At 46.3% G+C, this 21,677-nt stretch carries 18 protein-coding genes; 11 read left to right on the plus strand and 7 right to left on the minus strand.

Annotated features, from left to right (window positions below):
• Nucleotides 1-78: 78 nt before the first annotated feature.
• A complete protein-coding gene (gene pyrF / locus C2U68_RS15650) occupies nucleotides 79-804 on the minus strand; it encodes an orotidine-5'-phosphate decarboxylase (protein WP_140913413.1) in 726 nt (241 codons plus the stop codon).
• 431 nt (nucleotides 805-1,235) lie between these two features.
• Here pyrF and C2U68_RS15655 point away from each other — a divergent pair, with 431 nt between their 5' ends.
• Complete coding sequence (locus tag C2U68_RS15655) at nucleotides 1,236-2,657, plus strand: undecaprenyl-phosphate glucose phosphotransferase (protein ID WP_140913414.1); 1,422 nt, start codon at nucleotides 1,236-1,238, stop codon at nucleotides 2,655-2,657.
• Between the two features lie 9 nt (nucleotides 2,658-2,666).
• On the opposite strand, the gene C2U68_RS15660 is transcribed toward C2U68_RS15655, so the two are convergent.
• Entirely contained in the window at nucleotides 2,667-3,773 is a 1,107-nt protein-coding gene (locus tag C2U68_RS15660; protein ID WP_140913415.1) for a VanZ family protein, read from the minus strand.
• Nucleotides 3,774-3,986: 213 nt separating this feature from the next.
• On the opposite strand from C2U68_RS15660, the gene C2U68_RS15665 reads away from it, so the two are divergent.
• Together C2U68_RS15665 and C2U68_RS15670 are read left to right on the plus strand one after the other, a co-directional pair.
• Nucleotides 3,987-5,261: an O-antigen ligase family protein gene (locus C2U68_RS15665; protein ID WP_140913416.1), complete on the plus strand. Its 1,275-nt coding sequence runs from the start codon at nucleotides 3,987-3,989 to the stop codon at nucleotides 5,259-5,261.
• Between the two features lie 102 nt (nucleotides 5,262-5,363).
• A complete protein-coding gene (locus tag C2U68_RS15670; RefSeq protein ID WP_140913417.1) occupies nucleotides 5,364-6,830 on the plus strand; it encodes a sugar transporter in 1,467 nt (488 codons plus the stop codon).
• Here the strand turns inward: C2U68_RS15670 and C2U68_RS21260 are convergent.
• The gene (locus tag C2U68_RS21260; protein ID WP_186289636.1) at nucleotides 6,827-7,021 is read right to left on the minus strand and encodes a hypothetical protein; all 195 of its coding nucleotides are present in this window, start codon (nucleotides 7,019-7,021) and stop codon (nucleotides 6,827-6,829) included. The two genes, C2U68_RS15670 and C2U68_RS21260, sit on opposite strands and share 4 nt — an antisense overlap.
• A gap of 299 nt (nucleotides 7,022-7,320) precedes the next feature.
• Here C2U68_RS21260 and C2U68_RS15675 point away from each other — a divergent pair, with 299 nt between their 5' ends.
• The 7 genes from C2U68_RS15675 (at nucleotide 7,321) to C2U68_RS15705 (ending at nucleotide 14,257) form a co-directional block, all read left to right on the plus strand.
• Nucleotides 7,321-8,322, plus strand: coding sequence for a glycosyltransferase family 2 protein (locus C2U68_RS15675; RefSeq protein WP_140913418.1), 1,002 nt, complete (start codon nucleotides 7,321-7,323; stop codon nucleotides 8,320-8,322).
• Nucleotides 8,323-8,426: 104 nt separating this feature from the next.
• Nucleotides 8,427-9,542, plus strand: coding sequence for a glycosyltransferase (locus tag C2U68_RS15680; RefSeq protein ID WP_140913419.1), 1,116 nt, complete (start codon nucleotides 8,427-8,429; stop codon nucleotides 9,540-9,542).
• A gap of 39 nt (nucleotides 9,543-9,581) precedes the next feature.
• Nucleotides 9,582-9,875, plus strand: a complete 294-nt coding sequence (locus tag C2U68_RS15685; RefSeq protein WP_140913420.1) for a hypothetical protein — start codon at nucleotides 9,582-9,584, stop codon at nucleotides 9,873-9,875.
• 150 nt (nucleotides 9,876-10,025) lie between these two features.
• Nucleotides 10,026-10,919, plus strand: a complete 894-nt coding sequence (locus tag C2U68_RS15690) for a hypothetical protein (RefSeq protein WP_140913421.1) — start codon at nucleotides 10,026-10,028, stop codon at nucleotides 10,917-10,919.
• 67 nt (nucleotides 10,920-10,986) lie between these two features.
• A complete protein-coding gene (locus C2U68_RS15695; protein ID WP_186289637.1) occupies nucleotides 10,987-12,108 on the plus strand; it encodes a glycosyltransferase family 4 protein in 1,122 nt (373 codons plus the stop codon).
• 11 nt (nucleotides 12,109-12,119) lie between these two features.
• Nucleotides 12,120-13,022, plus strand: coding sequence for a DUF6625 family protein (locus tag C2U68_RS15700; protein ID WP_140913423.1), 903 nt, complete (start codon nucleotides 12,120-12,122; stop codon nucleotides 13,020-13,022).
• A 74-nt stretch (nucleotides 13,023-13,096) separates the two neighbouring features.
• The gene (locus C2U68_RS15705; RefSeq protein WP_140913424.1) at nucleotides 13,097-14,257 is read left to right on the plus strand and encodes a glycosyltransferase family 4 protein; all 1,161 of its coding nucleotides are present in this window, start codon (nucleotides 13,097-13,099) and stop codon (nucleotides 14,255-14,257) included.
• A gap of 77 nt (nucleotides 14,258-14,334) precedes the next feature.
• Here C2U68_RS15705 and C2U68_RS15710 read toward each other — a convergent pair whose 3' ends face one another.
• Nucleotides 14,335-16,410 (minus strand): right-handed parallel beta-helix repeat-containing protein, encoded by a 2,076-nt coding sequence (locus C2U68_RS15710; RefSeq protein ID WP_140913425.1) that lies wholly within the window; start codon nucleotides 16,408-16,410, stop codon nucleotides 14,335-14,337.
• Nucleotides 16,411-16,496: 86 nt separating this feature from the next.
• Nucleotides 16,497-18,812 (minus strand): right-handed parallel beta-helix repeat-containing protein, encoded by a 2,316-nt coding sequence (locus C2U68_RS15715; protein ID WP_140913426.1) that lies wholly within the window; start codon nucleotides 18,810-18,812, stop codon nucleotides 16,497-16,499.
• Between the two features lie 549 nt (nucleotides 18,813-19,361).
• On the opposite strand from C2U68_RS15715, the gene C2U68_RS15720 reads away from it, so the two are divergent.
• Complete coding sequence (locus C2U68_RS15720; RefSeq protein WP_186289638.1) at nucleotides 19,362-19,985, plus strand: WecB/TagA/CpsF family glycosyltransferase; 624 nt, start codon at nucleotides 19,362-19,364, stop codon at nucleotides 19,983-19,985.
• 451 nt (nucleotides 19,986-20,436) lie between these two features.
• On the opposite strand, the gene C2U68_RS15725 is transcribed toward C2U68_RS15720, so the two are convergent.
• Both C2U68_RS15725 and C2U68_RS15730 read right to left on the minus strand, forming a co-directional pair.
• On the minus strand, nucleotides 20,437-20,916 hold the full coding sequence (locus C2U68_RS15725) for an FKBP-type peptidyl-prolyl cis-trans isomerase (RefSeq protein ID WP_140913428.1): 480 nt from the start codon (nucleotides 20,914-20,916) through the stop codon (nucleotides 20,437-20,439).
• A 102-nt stretch (nucleotides 20,917-21,018) separates the two neighbouring features.
• The gene (locus C2U68_RS15730; RefSeq protein WP_140913429.1) at nucleotides 21,019-21,609 is read right to left on the minus strand and encodes a transglycosylase SLT domain-containing protein; all 591 of its coding nucleotides are present in this window, start codon (nucleotides 21,607-21,609) and stop codon (nucleotides 21,019-21,021) included.
• Nucleotides 21,610-21,677: the final 68 nt, after the last annotated feature.

Consider the following 21,677-nt stretch of genomic DNA (forward strand, 5'->3'; position numbering starts at 1 on the left):
CCCTTTCCGACCCCTATCCGCTTTTAATTGAACGACATTGACTATCGTTCCGCGGCAGGGGCAAGCCCGCGCCAAAGCTTATGCGAACTGCGCCGCGATTTGGCTCTGGATTGTTTCCGCCATCGCCTTGCGGTCGGCGGCGTCGCGGATCGGCCGGCCGACGACGATGTAATCCGCACCGTTTTGGATGGCCTGTTCGACGCTGACCGCGCGCTTTTGGTCGTCGTCTTCGCGGTTGTCGACCGGACGGATGCCGGGGGTGATGACCAGCAGTTTGTCGCCGAGCTGTTCCCGGATCATCGCCACTTCCAGGCCGGACGAGACGATGCCGTCGCAACCGATTTGCAGCGCCCGCTTGGCCCGCGACAACACCAATTCTTTGACGTCGCATTGGAAACCCAAGTCGTCCAGGTCGCCGCGGTCCAGGCTGGTCAGTGCCGTTACGGCCAGCACCTTCAGCTCGCCTTTGGCGGCGGCGGCGGCTTCCATGATCGAATCGTTGCCGTGTATCGTCGCCAAATCCACGCCTTTATTGCTCAGAGCCTTGATCGCCCGGCCGACCGTGGCCGGAATGTCAAAGAATTTCAGATCGACGAAGACTTTCTTTTCGCGCGCCTTCAACCATTCGATGAAACCGAAATAATCGCCGGACATGAATAATTCCATGCCGACTTTATAAAAAATCACCGCATCGCCCAGCTCTTCGACCAGGGCTTGGGCTTCGGCGATACTGGCGACATCCAGTGCCATAATCAAGCGGTCACGAACCGGAATGGGTTTTTGCGAAACGAAAGAGTTGTTCATGGGGGGACGATTGGCTGGGTTAGTTCTTAAAAGCGTAAAAAATAACAGAAGAACGCTGCCAATCCTACATTTTCACCGGCATCGGTTCCCGACGGACGGGATTGTCGGCCAAGTTTGGACTGGACGGCATCACCGTTAGCGGTTATAACCTCTATCACGGACTGCCGCGAAATGGCGTTGTCCGCTTCCGTTGGTCCTCATAAAAAACGCACCCCTTATTGAGAAGGGAGCAAACAACTACAAGGAGATTGCGGTCCCAACGCCTCCCAGAACGGGGTGCGAAACCGCAAATGGCCCGGCAAGTCAGCGGCCTGCGCAGCGAGAAAAGAGCGTCCCCAGTTTATTAAGCTTTCATTAAGCCGAAATATGCCGGGTGTATGCTTCTATAATTCAGGCAGACACGTGAAGTTAACTTGGCTAAAAGTATTGATATGACTCAGTATCGCCCAAAAGGATTTATCCGGCCGCTACGGCCCGAATTGCAAAGCATCAAACGTGCGACCGATACCGCGCTGATCTTCATCACGCTTTACTTGTCATTGCACGTCTACCGGGAGCCTTTCACCAAGGAATACCTGGGCTTGTTCATCGTTTGTACCGTGCTGTTCGGTATCTTCGCCGAACACCAAGAGATATACCACGGCTGGCGCGGGGATCCGATGTTCGACGATGCGATCCGTATCTTACTGTCCTGGATTTTTGCCTTTGCCTTGGTTGCCGGCGGCTTTTTCGTGTTCGATTTCGGATTCGAATATTCCCGCGAGGTGATGGAGCTTTGGCTGCCATTGGCGCCGCTCAGTATCATTGTTTTGCATACCTTGCGCCGCTCCGCCTTGTCCTATCTGCGCCTGCACGGCATCAACACCCGTACCTACGCCATCCTGGGCGGCAATGGCTTGGGCCGGCGGCTGAACGTTGCCTTGACCGAAATGCCCTGGCTGGGCTACCAATTCATCGGTTTTTTCGACGACCGGATCGAAAACAAGCAGCGCCGGGAACAGGAAGACATGGTCGACAACATCATCGGCGATTTCAAGGAACTGCTGGACCGGGCCAGACACGGCGAAATCGACCACATCTACATCACGCTGCCGCTACGCGCGGAAAAACGTATCAACCAATTAGTGCAGGAACTGGCCGACAGCACCGTGTCGGTCAATATCGTCCCGGACTTTTTCACCTTCAACCTGATGCAATCCAAACTCAGCAGCGTAAAGGGGATTCCGGTGGTCAGCGTATTCGACACGCCCCTGAATTCGTCGCTGGACGGCACCGCCAAGCGGCTGGAAGACTTATTGCTGTGCGCGGTGATTCTGCCGCTGATCGCCATCCCGATGCTGCTGATCGCCATCGCCATCAAACTCACCTCGCCGGGACCGGTGATTTTCAAACAACTGCGTTACGGTGTTAAAGGCGAGCCGATCGAAGTCTGGAAGTTCAGGTCGATGACGGTGTGCGAAAACGGCGACAACGTCAAACAAGCCACGGCCAACGACAGCCGGGTCACGCCGCTCGGCGGCTTCCTGCGCCGCACCTCGCTGGACGAACTACCGCAATTTCTGAACGTACTGAGCGGCACCATGTCCGTAGTCGGCCCGCGCCCGCACGCCATCGCCCATAACGAATACTACCGCAAGCAAATTCAAGGCTACATGCTGCGCCATAAAATGAAACCCGGCATCACCGGCCTGGCCCAAATCAGCGGCTGCCGCGGCGAAACCGAAACCATCGACAAAATGGAAGCCCGCATCCACCACGACCTGGAATACATCCGCAATTGGTCGGTGATTTTAGATATCAAGATCGTGATATTGACGATTTTTAAGGGGTTTATTGGGCAGCAGGCGTATTGAATTGTCAGATCAATGCTTTCTTAAACGGCTAAGCATTGATAACACGGAGCCAGTGAAAATCCCGGCGGTGTCGATAATGATGTCTCCGAGCTGGGGGCCTCGACCAGGAGCGAACAACTGCAGTACCTCGGTGGCAACGGCGAATAAAATGGTTAATTGGACCGTTTGGAAAATAGGCGGATTAAACGGACTGCGTTTACTGGCTGCGACGCATAACAACGCAAACATCACGAAGTGGCCGTATTTGTATTTGTCCAGCTCCGGTAACGACGTCGTGAGCTTAAAAACTCTCATTGGTTCACCGTGGTCATGTACGGCTGCCATATCCGCAGAGGACCAAAGCATATCGCCGATGTATTCTTTGATGGCTTGAGGCATTAAAACGCCAGCCAGAATTCCAATTCCGATCACTAAAATTGCGGCCTGATTGCGGCTTTGTGCCGCTCTGCAGACTAACGGGAATGCGATCCAGAGTCCTAGGCATGTCCAAATCGCAATAAACCAGCACCGGTAGCGTTCGAATGCGATATTTGGTTTTACTTGGCGAATGCTAGGGGATTTGACTTCGAGCTGGCCTTTGGCGTGTATTAATTGAATTATTAATTGAAGTTTAGTGGTATTTTCGTTAACGCGAAAAACTCGCTCGTGGTATGTCCAATCCGATGTGCCATTTTTAGAAATCAATAGGTGGGGTTGGTTATATATTGCTTTACCAAAATGGTCGTACGCCAATAAGACTATTCGGGCAGTTTCCCAAGGGCGAGCGCCTTCGATAACGTCCAAAGTTTTTATGTAACTGCTTACATGTAGTAATGATCCTGTCGGCACAAGTGGAATCGCCTGGCTTAGGTGGATGGCGTGATCGAAGTCTGGGGCTGAGAGCGTTACACTTGGTTGCGTTGATAATCTTAAATTGGCACTGTCGCCTGAGTGAGTTCGGGTTTCTGTCGGCTGTATTTCTACGCCAATTTCTGATGGCATCCAATTCGAAAGGCCATTGCTGAAGTTTGGATCGGATAACAATTCGTTATCGAAGTAGTCGAACTGCGGGAAGTAATTGAAAAAACAGATGGTGGCGGCGCAAACGATGAGGACGACGATGCTTCTTAATATCATGCTCTGGCCGTTTAATATTGCTGGTGGTAATTCTAGGTTAAGGTTGCCGGTTTTTTAGTGATTAATAATCAGTTGAATTCTTAAGTCCATTTTGCGGGATTAGGAGTGTACGATTATAAATTCCGTTCGATATTATAGCCTTATTAAGATGGGGCTGTTCATGGGTTTTGAATTAAGTCAAATGTGTTTGGTGAATGAGCTGTCGATAAAGATATGAATGTATTAAAGGGCAAGTCAGTTGGCGGCATGTATTTGTTTCCATTAGTTCTTATTTTTCTTTTAGTGGGGCTAAGCATCCTGCATACCACTCCTGGGCAGGAAAGTAGTGTGACAAATCAAATTGTCGCTTCTCTTTCTTATATCTCGGCATTGTTTATTCTTTTAAGAAATCAATGGGGATTCTTTAGTTTTGCACTAAAGCGAGCGACGCCGTTGTTGATAATGCTGTTTTTGGCGCTGGCCTCTATAATGTGGACGGACTTTCCTCGGCAGTTGCTAACCGGTTTTGTCCATAAGCTCGGGGCGGTTTTTGTAACAATCTGTGCTGTCTGTTTATTGATAAATGATAAAGAAGCATTTTTCAGAATTCTATTAAAGATATTTCTTTTATATTTCATTGCCACAATCTTGTTCTCTTTCGTCAAGCCGGATATGGCTGAAATGCCGGCCACACTTTATGGAGAATATAGGGCTGGCCTAAGGGGGTTTACCTTGCATCCCAATACATTGGGTGCTATTTGTGTTGATGGCGTCTGGGTTGCCATGTGCTACCTGTATTTGACAGGCGCCAAAACTAAAGCCGAAAAATTGATGGTTTATATAATGTTGACGAGTATTATTTATTGTCTCGTCAAAGCGGATAGCATGACTTCTATATTGGTTTCCTTGGCGCTCGGCTTTATAGTGTTCTGGTTAAAGTTTATTCAATCCGGAAACAGCAGCGTAAAAGCGCTAAAAATAATGTCGGCTTTGTTTTTTTTGTTGATAAGTATTAGCGTGCTGATTGTAGTTAAGCCGAATATTTTTTCAATTGACTATTTTTTTAAGGCTATCGGGCGTAATTCTACATTTACCGGGCGGACAGAGTTATGGGAATTAGCGATGAAAGGCTTCGGTGAAAAGCCTGTATTCGGCTGGGGGGAAGATAACCTATTCACGTTTCTCAAGTTTTACCATCAACCGTTTAGCCAGCTGCATAACGGTTATTTCGATCTTTTGGTCAGGGGCGGAGTTATTTCGGTTTTGCTATTTCTAACGATGTTGTTTCAGATTGCAAAAAGCGTACTTCGTATGTTAAAGGCAAATGAACAAAATTATATTATTATCTTGTCATTTGTTAGTGTCTGGTTGGTTCATAATGTTACAGAGGCTTCAATTTTCAAAAGCCCAAATGTATTATGGCTGTTTTTTATGTTGCTATATTTTTACAGTATTACATGGGCTTATTACAGGAATGATGCCGGTATTGCTTCGAATAAAACGGCATAAAAATTTCGTTTCGTATTATTAATTTTTAAAAAATATTTTGCGATGGGTGGATCTAGAGTACAAAAAACCTTAAAAAACGCGAAGACTAGCTTGGTTTTTTATGTGCTGCTGCTGATTACCACATTTTTATCCAGAAGCGTCTTTATAAAGTGTTTGGGAGAAGATTTTGTTGGCTTGACAAGCGCAATGATGAATATCATGGGCTTTTTAAACTTGGCGGAAATGGGATTTTCGTCAGTTGTCGCTTTTGCGTTATACAAGCCGATTTATGAGAAAGACCAATCCGGTATTAACGAAATCGTGTCGGTGTTTGCATACATCTATAACCGTATTGGCTGGATAATTTTGTTATGCGGTTTGGCGCTGGTTTATTTCTTGCCGGAGTTTTTTAAAGATAGCGGTTTTGAAAATCGGGTTATTTGGGCGACTTTCTTTACTTACCTTATAACGACGCTATTGGGTTTTTTTGTTAATTATAAAGAAACATTGCTTGCCGCCGACCAGAACAATTTCATAAAGGTCAGGCTATTTAATATCGTTAAAATATCAAAAGTCGTTGTGCAAGTGCTCTGTCTTTTGTATTTGGATGGAGGCCTTTATATTTGGCTGCTGCTTGAATTTTCATTCCTGTCTGTATACTCTCTGGTCATCAATCTAAAAATCAAAAAGCTCTACCCCGATTTGGTTTCTAGCGTTAAGTCCGGCAGAGAACTTTCCCGGCGTTACGGCTTTATTTATACCAAGGCCAAACAGGCTTTTTTTCACAAATTCAGCGCTACTGTTTTGCAGCAAGTTACCGGGATATTGATTTATGTGTTTTCCAATTTGGCAACGGTCACAAAATATACCAACTACACCCTGATCACGGCGTCCTTGTACACTCTGCTTAGTAGTATTTTTGATAGTACCAATGCTGCGGTGGGAAATTTGGTGGCGGAAAAAGACTCAAAGAAGATCCTGCGCGTGTTTTGGGAGCTGCAGGTGTCGAGGTATTGGATCGCTACTTGCATGGTCTATGTAACTTATACTACGGTGGATTTATTTATAGCGGTTTGGTTGGATAAGAGTTTTGTTTTGCCCGAAGACATTAAAATTGTTTTGATGCTTAACTTGTTCATTATGCTCACCCGCAAAACCAACGACGAATTTATTAGTGCCGTTGGCTTATTCAAGGATGTGTGGGCGCCCATTACCGAGGCGGTAATCAATATTGGCGTGTCGGTCGCGGCCGGCAGTTATTTGGGCATAGTCGGCATTCCGTTGGGCACTTTGCTCAGTCTGTTATTAATTATAGGGATATGGAAGCCGGTGTTTCTATACAGCGAGTTTATGCCGCAGTCGCTTGGGCAATACTTTCTAAGGATATTTAAGTATTTGTTTATATCGTTTTCGTCTATTGTTTTTGTAGAGCAAATTCCGCTTCATGTTCTTCCGATAGACAATCCGTATTACGTATTTATTAATATGGCTGCACAGCGGACGCTTGAAGTATTCTTAATGTCAGGGCTCATCTATTTTGCATTGGCAGCGGAAATGCGCTCTTTCCTGAAGCGTTTCAAACGTCGTTAAGCATAGCCATCGATAATTTTTTTGGCGGCGGCTGATTTGGTTCTGAACGAAAATGGAATATCGCTAGCCCAGCGGAAGGTTGATGGCCCGGATAAAAAGTGTGTCGCTAAAAGCAAAAAGCCGGGTGGTATTTTGCTAAACAGTGGTCGATTGGTTTGTGCTTCAATGGAGATGGTGGTGCAAGAATTCATTCGATTACGCTGGAGGACGCTAAGAGTTAGCCTTCATGCTGCGACAAGTTCAATACCAACGGATAATACGTTTGTTTATATGACTTGACGTGCGAAATGAGGTTATCGAATTGCATTGTTAGAGAGTCCCAAGGATTGTTCTCAATGTCGTTAAGTTAAGGATGGCAGGAGCGGGCCCGGCCCGCGATCAAACGCCTTCGGTCGCAGGCATGGCCTGTTTCTACAGGATGTGAACCAGCCTTGTATGCCTTAATTTAACGGCATTGGGGTTGCTCTAGGTTATTTTTCGTAAATTGTATATGAACACTACTGAAAGTTCGGTCCCGGTCTCAGTTATCATCCCGGCATATAACATAGACCGATATGTATTGGAATGTATCGATTCATTATTGTCGCAAAATATAAGTCCGTACGAGATTATTGTGGTCGATGACGGTTCTACTGATAACACCAATGAGGTCCTTCGTCAGAAATATGGCGATAATCCGCTAGTTAAAATATATAGGCAGGATAATAAAGGCGCAGGCGAGGCAAGAAACTTCGGTTTGTCTGTTGCTGGCGGCGATTTCATATTTTTCTGCGATTCGGACGACGTGGTACAGGCCGGTTTTTTTGCCGAATTTAGAGATCGGTTAATTGAAAATCCAGGGATGGAAATGTTCTGCTTTAGTTCTGAGCTGTTTTTTGCGAACCAAAAAACCTTTCCAAAAATTACCCATCACGAAACCGGTTGGCTAAAAGAAGGAAAAATCGCGGTTAGGGATTTATTACTTGGAAATAATTACACCTCTGCCGCTTGGACTTATATTGTCAGTCGGCGCATTCTGGTGGACAACCAATTATGTTTTTTGGGCAGGGTCCACGAAGATCACAACATTACAATGTTGGCGTACTTGTTGAGCAAAGAGGTTTTTAGAACGGCTCGAGTCTATTATTCTCAGCGCGTCAGACCGGGGTCGTTAACTCGGACCAGGCATAAATTCGATTTCGGCGGAAGAATCAATGCCATGCAAGGCGTTATCGCCCTGTTGGGTCGGGAAGGTTTCCGCTCTGATCCGGATTGCCTGACAATTAAAACGAAGTACGTCAATTCCTCGTTAATTTTTTTGGTTGATGCCTGTGCCGAGTCTTATGCGGTTTTGCCTTCTCCGGTCAGAGATGAGTTAAGGAATTTTCGGCACAACCACAGTTACTCGTTCAAAGAGCGTTTTTTGCTCGCGTGCCCGGTACTCTATTTTTATCTCAAAAAAATCCGCTTGTGGTCAAAGCGCCTATCCGACAGGGGTAAAAGCGATGGCTAGTTTTGTAGTGCCTCGCTCGGTTCGCCGCGCGTTTCCCGGTGCTTTTGGCTGCGGTTAACTTAAATTTGCGCCTGGCGGGCGTATGGATATATCGAAGGGAAAAAATGACAAAAATCGTCGCAGTCTACCGAACCGCTTATCCGCTTCCATCTGAAGCGTTCATTCCCAGTCAATTGCTCGGTTTAAAGCGTTATCAGCCTTTGGTGTGGTGTCGCGATTTTCACGGTTCGGATAATCCGCAGATAAAAGTTAAGTCGGTTTTTGCGGACAAACCGGCATCGGTTTGGCGCAAGGTATTGTTCACATTCTTTGGTATAGCCGGCTTCAAGGATGACGTGCAGTTGGTTCATGCTCATTTCGGTCCGGACGCAGCGATGATTTTGCCGCTGGTCAAGCGAAGTAACTTGCCCTTGGTCGTTACGTTTCATGGTTTCGACGCCCAGCAGTCGCGCTGGTCGATGTTGAAGTCCAAAACAATTTCCAACTGGTTGTTCTTGTTGCGCGAAAAAATGATTTATCGATATGCCTCGCGGATTATTGCTGTCTCGGCTTATTTGCGGGAGTGCCTGATTCGGCGGGGATGTCCCCCTGATAAATTGATCGTTCATTACATAGGCGTTGACACCGCGAGATTTAAGGTTGATTCAGCGGCCAGAATCCCGAAGCGACTTGTGAATGTCTCGCGGCATGTCGACTGGAAAGGGATTGATACCATACTGCGCGCCTTGCCGCAGTTGATTGTGCAATATCCGGATTTAGTTTTGGTACAGATCGGTTCCGGTCCGGATACTCGCCGCCTCCAGCAATTGGCGGTCGAGCTTGGCGTGTCCGAACATGTCCATTGGCGCGGTGCGTTGCCGCATGAGCAGGTGTTGGCGGAGTTGCGGCAGGCGTCGGTTTACGTGCACGCTGCCAGAACAGACGAAAAAGGGCAAACCGAAGCCTTCGGTATCGCTTTGATCGAAGCCCAGGCTTGCGGAGTGCCGGTTGTCGCTACTCGTTCCGGGGGCATACCTGAGGCGATGTTGGAAAACCATACCGGATTGCTTTTCGAAGAAAACGACCATGCTGCGTTGGCCGCCCAATTGGATAGTTTGTTGTCCGATGGCGCCAGATTGGATTTTTTGGCACATAACGCACGCGAATTTGTGGTTAGTCGATTCGATATTAATGTGCAATCTGCCAAGTTGGAAAATATCTACGACGAAATAGGCAGCTAGCGCGCTGCTATGGATAATTTAATAACGGAGGAAATTCTGATGTCATCGGGAAATGTAATGATCGAGCAGGCCGCAGTAGTCAAGCCGGATTCTGAATATAACCCAAGTTTGTCAGCCTTTCTGGATTTTGCCCGCTGGGTTTCGGCGTTTTTGGTATTGCTGACGCACTTGAATAACAGAATGTTTTTGACCCTGGATAAAATTCCTGCGGATGATAGAACATTAGTTACCTACCTCTGGGGGTTTGTCACTGGGTTTGCTCACTGGGGCGTCGTTATCTTTTTCGTATTGAGCGGATATTTAGTGGGTGGTCCGGTTTTAACAGGTTGGTGAAAAACTCTTTTTGGCTTTGAATGACTCTATATTTAGTGACGATGAAGCCGATTTCCTACTAAATGTTGGTTCGATTGAGCAAAATTAGCGTCTCAAATATGGTTTTTCACCAACCTGTTAAAGCACGTACTGGCGAATAGGCCGTTTAATTTGACAAAGTACTTTGTGGCGCGCGTTACGCGCATATATTTGGTACTGATCCCTGTGCTATTAATTGGTAATGCTTTCGATTACATTGGCATGGCGATGTTTCCGAATTCTGAAATTTATGCGGAACACCTGGCGAAATTAAGGCACCAAACCGATTTGGACTTCAAAATGTCGATTGTAGGTTCTTTGTTTAATTTGCAGAATTTGTTTGTCGATACCCTGGGAACCAATGGCCCGCTGGAAACGTTAGCCAATGAGTTTTGGTACTACGTGACTTTTCCGTTGCTATTGTCACCGCTTTTGTTTCGCAGATCTTTCAAATCCTGGAGTCTGTTTATTGTCGGTGTTGCTTTATTTGCTTCAATGTCGTTCGCATCAAAATGGCATTTTGTCGGATTTATATTATGGTGTATTGGTGCCGGATTTTCGGTTCTGGCAAAAAAACCGGTAATTAAATCCTCTTTTTGGGCGTTGGCTGTTTTTTTAGCAGCATTAATTGGAATTCGGGTTGGGGTAAGAGCTAACGTTATTTTTGGCTCTTTCGGTTTTATTTTCGAGATTATCGTGGCCTTGCTGTTTGCGAATTTATTGTGGTCGTTGAAATATCATCCGGCTAACTGGCGTCTGTTACATTGGGACGGTCATAGTAAGTTGGGGGGATTTTCATATTCGTTATACGCCGTTCACGTGCCATTGCTTATGTTGTTGTGTGCGGCAATGAAAAATCATTTTGGGTTTGGCTGGCACGATATACCTAAAAGCGTTAACCAGTTTGTTGCGGCTCTTTCATTGGTTACGGTATCGCTATCCTTTGCATGGTGTTTGTCTTTGCTTACGGAGCGGCATACTTATCGTGTAAGAAGCTTTGTGAATGGGCTGTTTGTTTCAAAGTGAGCTTATTATATTTTTTCAGTAGTTACATTCGACAAGGTAATTTATGAGGGTGTTGATATTCCAGCCTATGCTGAAGCAATATAGAGTTCCATTGTTCGAAAAAATGGAGCGATTGCTCGCTGAGCAAGGACATGAGCTTAGAGTGGTTTCAGGTTCTCCGCCGTTAAACGATCAACGTAAAGGCGACAATATTTTGGAGTCCAAAGGTTGCTGTATTGTCGAGCGAAGTTTATGGTTGTTTCGAGATAAACTGCATTTTCTGAATAATGCGGTTAAGCATATTTTATGGGCTGACTTTGTAATAACCGAGCAAGCAAACAAGCATGTACATAATTATTTATTGATGGGATTGCGTTTATTTGGCATTAAACGCTTCGCTTATTGGGGCCATGGGCAGAATAGACAGGGAAATCCAAATAGTTGGCGGGAACGGATGAAAAAGCGATTGTCGGTGCAATGCGATTGGTGGTTCGCGTATACCGATGGTGTCGCTAATTATGTTGCTGGCTTGGGATATCCTAAAAGCAAGATTACTGCACTGAATAACAGTGTCGATACTTCCGCTTTCAAACAACTCTTAGCCGAGATTGATGAATACGAAATTGCGAAATTCAAGTCGAGTCTGGGTATACAAGCACTGGATAAAGTCGGTATGTTTTGCGGCAGTTTGTACGGCGAAAAAAAATTGGAGTTTTTGCTGCGCTCTTCTGTTTTGATTCGGGAAAGCGTACCGGATTTCGTGCTGTTGATAATAGGGGATGGTCTGGACAAGCCCTTGGTTGAGAAGTTTGCCGAGAATTATCCATTTATAAAGTATTTGGGGCCGCTGTTCGGACGGGAAAAGGCGGTGGCATTCAAATCGTCGCACCTGTTTTTATGTCCGGGCTTGGTTGGATTGGCAATATTGGATGCTTTTGTCGCATCACTGCCTTTGCTTACCTGCGATATTCCAAACCATAGTCCGGAAATTGAGTATTTGGAAAATCAAGTCAACGGCATAATGACGCGAGCCAGCGAGGATGAGTATGCGGGCGCCGTTAGCGAAATATTCGCCAATCCAAAGCGCTTAAATGCTCTCCGCGAGGGGGCTGATTCGAGTTCGACGCGTTTTTCTATAGAAAATATGGCGTTGAATTTTGTTAACGGAATTTGCGGTTATTTTAATACCCTCGGTGGTCATTCAGTTTAGGGATGGGTGAGATGAAAATTCTAGTTCTGAATTTATATTTCGGAAAAAAGCCGGACTATTTCGATTTTTTTGTTCACACTTGCGGCGTGAATCCTGCAATTGATTTTCTGTTTTTGGTCGATTTTGAAGTGGATTTTGAACTTCCGGCGAATGTAAAAATCGTCAGAACATTTTTTGCGGATGTGGTTGAAAAGTTTCAGTCCTTTTTTGATTTTCCTCTGGCGTTGGACTCTCCGTACAAACTGACCGATTTTCAACCTGCTTATGGTGAATTGTTGGCTGAGTATACGGCAGGTTACGATTGGTGGGGGCACTGCGACTTCGATATGGCATTCGGAGATTTGACGCCTGTGGTCGAGGCTATTGAGCTGAATCGGTACGTCAAGCTGTTTCGTCGAGGGCATTTGACTCTGTATTTAAATCGTTCAGATATAAATTCGATGTATAGGCAGGGTGTTGGCAATTTAGATTATAGGAATATTTTCGCTACGCGCGGTTTTTTCAACTTCGATGAAACAAACGGGATTGATAAAATATTTTCCGATTTGGATATGCCGGTTTATCGTCAGGAGATTATAGCTGATATTAGGACGACTTCCCCTTATTTGTTTATGACCGCTCACGCCAATCGTTGGGGGCAGTATTTTGTTTGGGATAATGGGAAGCTATTTTGTGTTGATGGAGAAAATGGTAAAAAAGAATATATTTATATCCATTTTCAAAAGAGAAAGCTCGGTGAGTATTACAGTTTGTCTAATTTGCAGTCGAACAAGTTCTTGATTAATCAATTTGGGATATTTGATTTTGGTGGCATAATTCGGGTGCTGAGTTATTTTCCTAATCTAGGGCATTTGAAGCGCTTCTTTTGGCCAAGAATCGTGCGCAGAGTTAAAGGTAAATTTAAAGTTGAGTGATTTGAGGCTTATAGTTGGTCGCGCTGAGGTGTTTTGGTCTATAGGCTATCCATTGGGTTCGTTTAGGAAATATTATGAAAATATTCATCGCGCATAATCGTTATCAACAAGCCGGCGGTGAAGATAATGTAGTTGAGGCTGAGACCAATCTGCTTAGGAATAATGGTCATGAAGTTTATCTATGGGCCGTTGACAACAAAGATTTGCCAGGTGGATTTAAAGGCAAGGTGGAAACGGCGCTAAACACGACGTATTCGCCGCGTTCTAAATTGCGGGCTCGGGATTTATTCCGTGAGTTTCGGCCGGATGTCGTGCATGTCCATAACTTTTTCCCTCAGATTAGTCCTTCTATCTTCGATGCCTGTCGTGACGAGAGTGTGCCGGTGGTGCAGACTTTGCATAATTACCGGTTGATTTGTCCGGGCGCGATGCTGATGCGAAACGGTAGTATCTGCGAAAAGTGTATCACCGGGTCTCCTTATAATGCGGCTTGGCATTCGTGCTATCGGGGGTCCAGGCTGGGTAGTTTCGTGGTTGCACATATGGTGGCGTATCACCGTAAAGCCGGCACCTGGGCCGATAAGATTGATCGTTTTGTCGCGTTAACCGAGTTTGCAAAAAGCAAATTCGTTGAGGCAGGTTTTCCATCGGATAGGATTGCAGTTAAACCTAATTTTATCGTCGATCCTCTAGCGAGCGGGGGTGTTGCGAAAAGTCATACAGATCAATTCGGGTTATTTGTTGGTCGGATCAGCGAAGAAAAAGGTGTCACTACATTACTTAATGCTTGGGCTCGCCTTGAAGGTAAATGGCAGTTGAAAATGGCTGGCAGCGGGCCATTGGAAGCGCTGTTAAGGGAGCGCGTCGGTGTTGAGCCGCTGGGCAGGCAAAATTCAACAGAAGTCAGTCAGTTAATGCGGGCCGCGCATTTTCTGGTGTTGCCGTCGGAATGGTATGAAGGTTTTCCCTTGGTTTTGGTAGAGGCTTTCGCACACGGACTGCCTGTTTTGGCTTCGAGACTTGGGAGTATGGCCGACGTTATAGAGGATGGGGTAACCGGTTTATTGTTTGAACCCGGCAATTCCGACGACATGGCGCAAAAAGCTAGATGGTTGTTTGAAAATCCTGAGCAATCTCGACTGTTTGGTGAAAATGCCCGCCGCCGGTTTTTAGAAAAATATACGGCAGAGATTAATTACGAGCAGCTAATGAAAATTTATCGTTCTGTTTGCTAATGCAATCTGGTTTTGCCGGCTGCTTTAGTGTTTAGTATGGTATGGACACCTCTAGGGTTTGTGAAGTTAGAGATGGTCTATTTACTTATCAATCCGATATCTGATGGCAAGACTTCAAAGCCAATTTTATCTAGTAATGTTTTGTCGCAAAAATTTGCCTGATTTCCTGTGATGCTCAGGCAAGGGTCGCCATAAATACTGCCGTGCTCGATTCCTTCGTTGACCCATTCCTGCCAAGTTGCGCCATTACGTTTTTTCGTTCTATCCGATATGTCGTAATTTAAGACAAACGAGCCTGAACTGCTCCACAATAAATTTCTTTCCAAAATATTGGTGCTTTCTGGCATTTGGTAACGAATTAATATATTTCCAGGCTTATTGGAAAGCATTACGTTTCTTCGGATGCTGTTTCCTTCCGGTAAATTATTGTTGATAATAGGCAGTGCCAATTTTGGGTATTTATCCAGCCATACAGGACTTTGAATGGGCACTTGAAACAAGCGTTTTTTGAGCTCGTCTCCGGCTGGGCGGCTGTCGACCCATATGGCGTAGTCGCTCGTGCTAATAATATTATTTTCAATAATATTATCTCTTCCTCCGCCCAATTGGATTGCCATCACGCCTGCATTTCGGAATATGTTTCCGATAACGTTAAACCCGCTCACCGAGTCGTCCAAGTAAACGCCTCTAACGCCGTCCGGTCTTGCGTATTTAACGAAGTTATTCGCTATATCTACACTGACTAAGCCGTATCCGAATAAATCGTGAATGCTATTGTTTCGGATTATATTGCCTCGAAAGGTCCAGTCTCGCCCGGAATAAATGGCGCCGCAATCAGAGGCTTGTTCGCATACGTGATGAATTTCGTTTTTTTCTACTAGATGTTCGTTGCCAAACAGAAGTATTCCCGTTCCGGGGCTTTGTTCGATAAGGTTGTGCGTTATTGAGCTACCGACACCGGAAGTCTCAATAGCAGGCGTATATGTCATCACGACTCTGCCAAAATCATGTATATGGTTGTTATGGGCTATATTGTTTGCTCTTTCCAGGGTGTTTCTGTTTCCACCGCTAAAGGTAATGCCGCCCCAGCCGGTATGGTGAATGTGGCTATTTATAACACTGATAAAACTGCTGTCTTTGGCTTCGACCGCTTTACCAGCGACATTGCTGATCTCCAAATTATCGAAACTTATATTATTGCTATTGTTTAGTTTGATAGCTGTATCTGTAGAATAGCCTAGCGAGAGGTTTTTGAAATAAATATTATTTGCACCATTGATGTTAAATATATTATTTACCGTTGAAACGGTTATTTCGTTTGGCTGTGCGCTGGTTGGAGGGATAAAGTAAATTATTTCACTGTTGTTGTCGTAGAACCATTCTCCCGGCGCATCAAGTAGTGATTTGATATTAAGTAAATAAAATCTTCTGCCGCTTTCGATTTTGTAATTCGTATTGCTTGAAAGGCTGATTTTATTTAGGTCTGGTTCTATCGACTTAACTCCTAAGTATTGATCATGCCAGTCGTTGCCGGCCATTATGTGGATCTGGGCTTGACTTGAGTCTTTTGATAAAGTCGGTAGCGTCTCTATGCTTGTAAACTGGGTTCGCTCGTCTAGCGGTTGTCGAATGTGAGCCCAATCGGAGTTTGGCCAGCGAGCCGGATGCATGGGGCTGTTGTCTATAAATAGTTCAAATCCCGGGTTGTTGCCGCGTTGACGATAGTTTTGCGGGTATTTGATCTGGCCTAGTTTTTGATTTTTGGTTGAGCAACTCCAAGTTTTGCCGTCAGAGTTGCATTTTTGTAAGCTAATCCCGCCGCTAATTAAGGCCGGGCCATTTTCCCCCTGCCAGGTAATATTTTGTCCGGCACGTCCTGCGTCTCGCACGTCGAAGTCTAGCGACTTTTCAAGTCGATAGATTCCGCTTTGAATATGAATTATCACAGGTTCATTGATATCGCCGCTGGCTTTTAGGTCTCTGACGGCTTTTTGCGCTCTAGCAAGTGTTTTAAAAGGGCCGTTGTTGCTTGATCTTGCTGAGCTTAGTCCATTCGCGCGGTCGTCGCCAGATGGATCTATGTAGAAGTCTTTGGAAATTCCTTTTATTGGCAATGCGATTAGAACTAGGGTTAGGGCTTTTTTTATAGTCATAAGCGAAACTCTAAGACGTTAAGTCGATAGCCTATATTTAATGTCCTTATTAAATATAGGCCAAGGGTCGTAGCATTAAAGCGCAGTTATTGAGTTGCGCCGATGTCTGATGGGATGGCTTCAAAGGCGATGCGGTTTATAGGTGAATTAGGACATGTTATCCGTACCAAGCCGCCGGATATATCAACGCATGGATCCTCATTGATGCTATTGGTTTCGATGCCTTCGTTAACCCAGGTATTCCAGGGCATGAAGCCTTTGCCGCTGCCACCGTAATTCAGTATTTTAAAGTCTAATCTAGTAGGGCTTTTGGGAGTCCATACAATATTGTTTCCTATAGAGTTACCGGTAAGAGGTAGAGCGTATCGCATAGCGTGGCCATTATCTTTTGTAGAGATGATGATGTTGTTTTGCATTTGAATACGCTCTGGCCACGTATCGTTCGATAACGGAGTTGTTAGTTCCGGGTATTTCTCGCGCCATATGGCGCTGGCTATAGGCATGGAGTTTAGTGTTTCTCTTAATAGTTCCCAATTGAAGCCAGGAAATCTTTGGTCGTACCAGATTGACCAATCGTGAGCTTTTATTATGTTGTTTGCTATTGTAAGGTCGTGGCCGCCGCCGACTTGTAGAGAAATGGAGCCTGCATTTTCCAGAAGGTTGCCAAATAAAGTGAAGCCGCTTACTGCATCATCGAGATAAATGCCCCGTGCGCCTCGTTTTAAATAATTAACAATGTTTTTACCAATATTCAAGGAATGAATATCCAGTTCATATCCGGTAAAGTCATGCAGGTAGTTGTAGCGGACTAGATTGCCGCGATAGGTCCAGTCTCTGCCTGAATAAATGGCGGAACAGTCTGCGGATTGTTCACAAATTTTTGAAATTTCATTTTTTTCTATTAAATGGTCGTTGCCGGTAATAGCGATAGCCATCCCGTTGCCATTTGTGATTGTATTGTTCCGGACTATAGATGCAACGCCGCCCACTTCAATTGCCGGTGAGAGGTTGAATAATTTTGTATCGTAGTCATGAATTATATTATTTGTAATTAAATTGTCCGAAGCTGTTAGTGTTGGTCTGTCTCCGCCTGTAATTGAAATTCCTCCGCGTCCCGTATGATGAACGTGGCTATTTGAAACTTCAATATTTGTGGAATTCCAGGCTCGAAGCGCCCTACCCCCTATATTGCTTATATCTATATTATCAAAGCGAACATTGTCGGTGGTGTTTAAGATAATGGCCCCATCATTGCTATGTTGAAATGTCAAATTACTAAAATGGATGTTTTTTGCGTCGTTTATTATCAACAAGTTTGATAATGAGGATATTGTTACTTCATTCGGAGCTTGATTTTTGGGGGGGATAAAGCTAACTGTGGATAGTTTGGGGCTGTAGTACCATTCTTTAGGCTGGTCTAGTGCTGCGCTGATGTTTTCCAGATAAAACTTTCTGCCCTCGCCAATACGCTGTTTTGTTGGGGAGGATAAATCAATTCTGCCTTTGGAGAAATCGATACGCGATATTCCAATATATTCATCGTAGTAGTCGCTTCCGGCATAAATGTGGATTTGACCGTTCGAGGTTTCTCCTGAGTAGTTAGGTAGTTGTTCGAAAACGTTAAAGATACTGTTGGGATTGATGACCGATCTTACATGTGCCCAGTCATTATTTGGCCAGCGAGCAATATTCATTCTTTCGCCATCAATATATAGATCAAATGATGGTGATTTGATTGATATTCTGTCTGTTTTTTCCGATTTTATCTTCGATAGAATCTGGGAGCTAATGGGGCAGGATAAGGTTTTCTTGGGGTTGCTTTCATCAAATGGTTGGCAGTTTCTTAGAGAAATGCCTCCGGAAATAACGGTGGCGTCCTTTTCTCCGGTCCATAGGACTTCCTTGCCGTCTTTGCCTGAGTCTCTGTCATCGAACATTAGTGGGCTTTGCAGTTGGTATGTGCCTTTGCCAACGTGAATAGTAATAGCCTCATTTAGCTGATTGCTGGCTTTGATGTTTCGCACAGCTTGTTGGGCTCGCGCAAGGGTTTTGAATGGTCCGGTCCGATTCCAGGAGTTAACGTTCGGTGTGGAGCCATCCAACCGGTCGCTGCCGGTGGGCGATACGTAGAAATCGCGAGCGGTTGCGTTAGCGCACAAAAATAAGCAGGCCAGAAGTATCGGCGTTTTGAAATGCATTGGTTTCTCCTTGATTAACATGTGCGTTCGGTTGGCCAGGATGTTGGCTCTGCACGTTAACTGGGTCGATGTTTGTGAGATAAAAGTCTGTTCCTTGACCATGATGATGAAGATACGTTGAATTTGTTTCAAAATCGGGTCAGCAGAGGAATCCGTTCGTGCCTGCATCGCCGCGTACTTGCATGATTTGTCGGTTCTAATCATAACTCCTTAGTTGCAATAGATAAACCCTATTTTTTGATTTGTTTCGGAATGTAAATTGTACTATCGGGTATAGGGCGGAATTGTGACGTGGATTCCGAACGCATAACGTACATTTTTTGTCCGCTCAACTTGAGCGGTTGTGTTGCGGCCAGACGTGGTTGACATGCGAGCGATAAATGGAGATGCTGAGTAGCGTGCCCGTGTCGAGGGTGAGTGTGTTTTCGCGGAAGTTGGTGTTTTACTTTCCATGTTTTGTACGTCTACGCCGTTTTTCGATTTGGTTGATACCGGTCGATTCGGCGGTTTTCTTTTAATCCAATCCCCTTTTGGGCGGGGCATTTCGCGCTGTTGCCTTTAAGTAGAGGATATATTGCCGATTCTGGATGCCTTATGGATCAAGGTTTAATGCTTCCCAAAGCCGTTGAGGTGCTTGGGATTAATTTCCCCATGCTCTCTTATGAGAGCGCATTGCAATTATTTGAATCGTGGATAGCCGGCGGAGAGGCGCATCAAGTGTGTATTGCAAATGTGCACACAACGGTAGCCAGTTTGAGCGACCACGAACTACGCCGGATTTCCAACGAGGCGTTGTCGACAATGGATGGTTTGCCGCTGGTTTGGTACGCGAATTTGGTTCGCCAAGCCAATATCGCCAGCCGCGTGTGCGGACCGGATTTGATGCTTAAGTGCTTGGAGCACGGTCAGGCCCGAGGTTGGCGGCATTTTTTTCTGGGCGGTAAGGACGAGGTGTTGGCGGACTTGGTCAAGAATGTGCGCAGCCGTTTCCCGGAAGCCGATATTGTGGGGTGGCATTCGCCGCCGTTCCGGCCGTTATCGGAGGAAGAAGACAGGCAATTGGTCGATTTGATTAACGATGCCAAACCCGATTTTTTGTGGGTTGGCTTGGGCGCGCCGAAGCAGGAAAAGTGGATTGCTTCGCATCTTGATCGGGTACATGTTCCGGTGCAGCTTGGTGTCGGTGCCGCCTTCGATTTTCACTCCGGCCATATCAAGCGGGCGCCGCTGTGGATGCAGAAAAGCGGTCTGGAGTGGGTTTATCGTATGGCTAAAGATCGGCGGTTGATTAAGCGCTATTTTGCGACCAACCCGGTGTTTTTGTGGCACTTTGCCAAGGATTTTTTGCTGGTCCGGATTTTAGGGAAGGCAGTTTAGGGGCAATGTCGTCAAGTTAGGAACAAACCAGCTTGTTCAAATGCTGTAGGAGCAGGCCACGCCTGCGACCGAAGGTGTTCATCGCGGGCGTGGCCCGCTCCTGCCTTAGTAAACTTAACGACATCGGCGGCTTTTTCATTCAGCGGGTACCTGGGGGCACTGGGGGCAATGCCGTTAAATTAAGGGATAGAAGGCTGGTTCACATCTTGTAGGAGCAGGCCATGCCTGAGACCAAAGGCTTATGGTCGCGGGCAGGGCTCGCTCCTAGCATCCTTAACTTAACGACATTGGGCCTTGGGGTATTTGCTTCGACATTGCTTAGCACGCAAGGCCCGCAACGCACACCAGTTGCTGTTACTGATTGATTGCCCAAGCATACGAAGGGGGCTGCCGTTCACGGTTCGAAGTTTGCGGTGAACGGCTTGGGTTAAGGCTTTGGAGGACGGGGGCCTTAATTTACTTTGATCAATTCCACATCAAAAATTAGCGCCGAGTTCGGACCGATGTCGCGGCCGGCGCCGCGTTCGCCGTAGGCCAGGTTGGAAGGGATGAAGAAGCGGTATTTGGCACCTTCTTTCATCAGCTGAACGCCTTCGGTCCAGCCGGCGATGACTCTGTTCAGCGGGAACGTGGCTGGTGCGCCGCGGCTGTAAGAGCTGTCGAATTCCTTGCCGTCAATGGTGGTGCCTTTGTAGTGAACGGTGACGTTGTCGCTGGCTTTGGGCGCTGCGCCGGTGCCTTCGGTAAATACTTGGTATTGCAGGCCGCTGGCGGTGGTGGTTACGCCGGGGTTTTTGGCGTTGTCGGCCAGGTATTTTTCGCCGGCGGCTTTGTTTTCGGTAGGGGTGTTGGCGTTGGCCAGTGAGAACATAATAAATCCTGTGATAAATGCGATTAATGTGGCGATAACTCGTTGTTTCATAGACTTCATGAATACTCCGGTAAGGTGGTGGTGCCGTTAAATTCGGGGGTGCGGTGCGGGTTAGCGCACTCCCTGGCTTGACGGAATCGGATTAATGGGGCGGCTAGTTTATCAGTTTTTGGTTTCCAGCTCTTGTCGGCAGCCGGCCAGTTGCGCGTCATAGCGCAATGCGCGTTGATGGACCTTTTGCGCGGTATTCATCAGCCATTGTTTCGACAGGTAGGAATTGCGTTGGAAGCCGCCCAGCCCTTCGTGGTAGGTCAAGTAAAGCTTTTGCGCGTCCGAGGTCGGGATGCCGAGTTTGCGGTTGCTGGTTGCGCAGTACCAGGCCACGAAGTCGCAACTGTCGGCAAAGTCTTCGCGGTTTGCCCACCAGTGGCCGGCTTGCTTTTGGTAGTCGGCCCAGGTTTCGTCTTTGGCCTGCGGATACCCGTAAGCGCTGCTCGAGCGGAACCAGGGAATAAATCCTAAAATCAGCGGCCGCGGCGGTTGGGCGTCGGCGACAAAGCTGGATTCCTGATTGATGATGGCCATTTGCACCGCGATCGGCACGCCCCAACGCCGGGCGGAGCTGAGGCTGGCTTGGTACCAGTCTTCTTTCTCGCGGAAGATTTGGCAGATGTTTTCCGGGTTTTTCGGCGGTAGGCTTGCGCAGGCCGACAAAACGGCTAAGCTTGCCAGACAAAAAAATTTGTTTAACATACCCAATCAGAATTCATTAAAAATACATAAGGTCTTTCGATCGTGTTCAGGGCTTGGCAGCCCAGTAA

The organism is Methylomonas koyamae, from assembly GCF_006483455.1.
GTDB classification, from domain to species: domain Bacteria; phylum Pseudomonadota; class Gammaproteobacteria; order Methylococcales; family Methylomonadaceae; genus Methylomonas; species Methylomonas koyamae_B.

Bases quoted from the DNA above. Each gene is read 5' to 3' on its own strand.
- C2U68_RS15660 (WP_140913415.1), bottom strand. From the start codon at position 3,773: ATGATATTAAGAAGCATCGTCGTCCTCATCGTTTGCGCCGCCACCATC.
- C2U68_RS15725 (WP_140913428.1), bottom strand. From the start codon at position 20,916: ATGAAGTCTATGAAACAACGAGTTATCGCCACATTAATCGCATTTATC.
- C2U68_RS15710 (WP_140913425.1), bottom strand. From the start codon at position 16,410: ATGACTATAAAAAAAGCCCTAACCCTAGTTCTAATCGCATTGCCAATA.
- C2U68_RS15685 (WP_140913420.1), top strand. From the start codon at position 9,582: ATGTCATCGGGAAATGTAATGATCGAGCAGGCCGCAGTAGTCAAGCCG.
- C2U68_RS15730 (WP_140913429.1), bottom strand. From the start codon at position 21,609: ATGTTAAACAAATTTTTTTGTCTGGCAAGCTTAGCCGTTTTGTCGGCC.
- C2U68_RS15695 (WP_186289637.1), top strand. From the start codon at position 10,987: ATGCTGAAGCAATATAGAGTTCCATTGTTCGAAAAAATGGAGCGATTG.
- C2U68_RS15680 (WP_140913419.1), top strand. From the start codon at position 8,427: ATGACAAAAATCGTCGCAGTCTACCGAACCGCTTATCCGCTTCCATCT.
- C2U68_RS21260 (WP_186289636.1), bottom strand. From the start codon at position 7,021: ATGAATTCTTGCACCACCATCTCCATTGAAGCACAAACCAATCGACCA.
- C2U68_RS15655 (WP_140913414.1), top strand. From the start codon at position 1,236: ATGACTCAGTATCGCCCAAAAGGATTTATCCGGCCGCTACGGCCCGAA.
- C2U68_RS15705 (WP_140913424.1), top strand. From the start codon at position 13,097: ATGAAAATATTCATCGCGCATAATCGTTATCAACAAGCCGGCGGTGAA.
- C2U68_RS15700 (WP_140913423.1), top strand. From the start codon at position 12,120: ATGAAAATTCTAGTTCTGAATTTATATTTCGGAAAAAAGCCGGACTAT.
- C2U68_RS15675 (WP_140913418.1), top strand. From the start codon at position 7,321: ATGAACACTACTGAAAGTTCGGTCCCGGTCTCAGTTATCATCCCGGCA.
- C2U68_RS15665 (WP_140913416.1), top strand. From the start codon at position 3,987: ATGAATGTATTAAAGGGCAAGTCAGTTGGCGGCATGTATTTGTTTCCA.
- pyrF (WP_140913413.1), bottom strand. From the start codon at position 804: ATGAACAACTCTTTCGTTTCGCAAAAACCCATTCCGGTTCGTGACCGC.
- C2U68_RS15715 (WP_140913426.1), bottom strand. From the start codon at position 18,812: ATGATTAGAACCGACAAATCATGCAAGTACGCGGCGATGCAGGCACGA.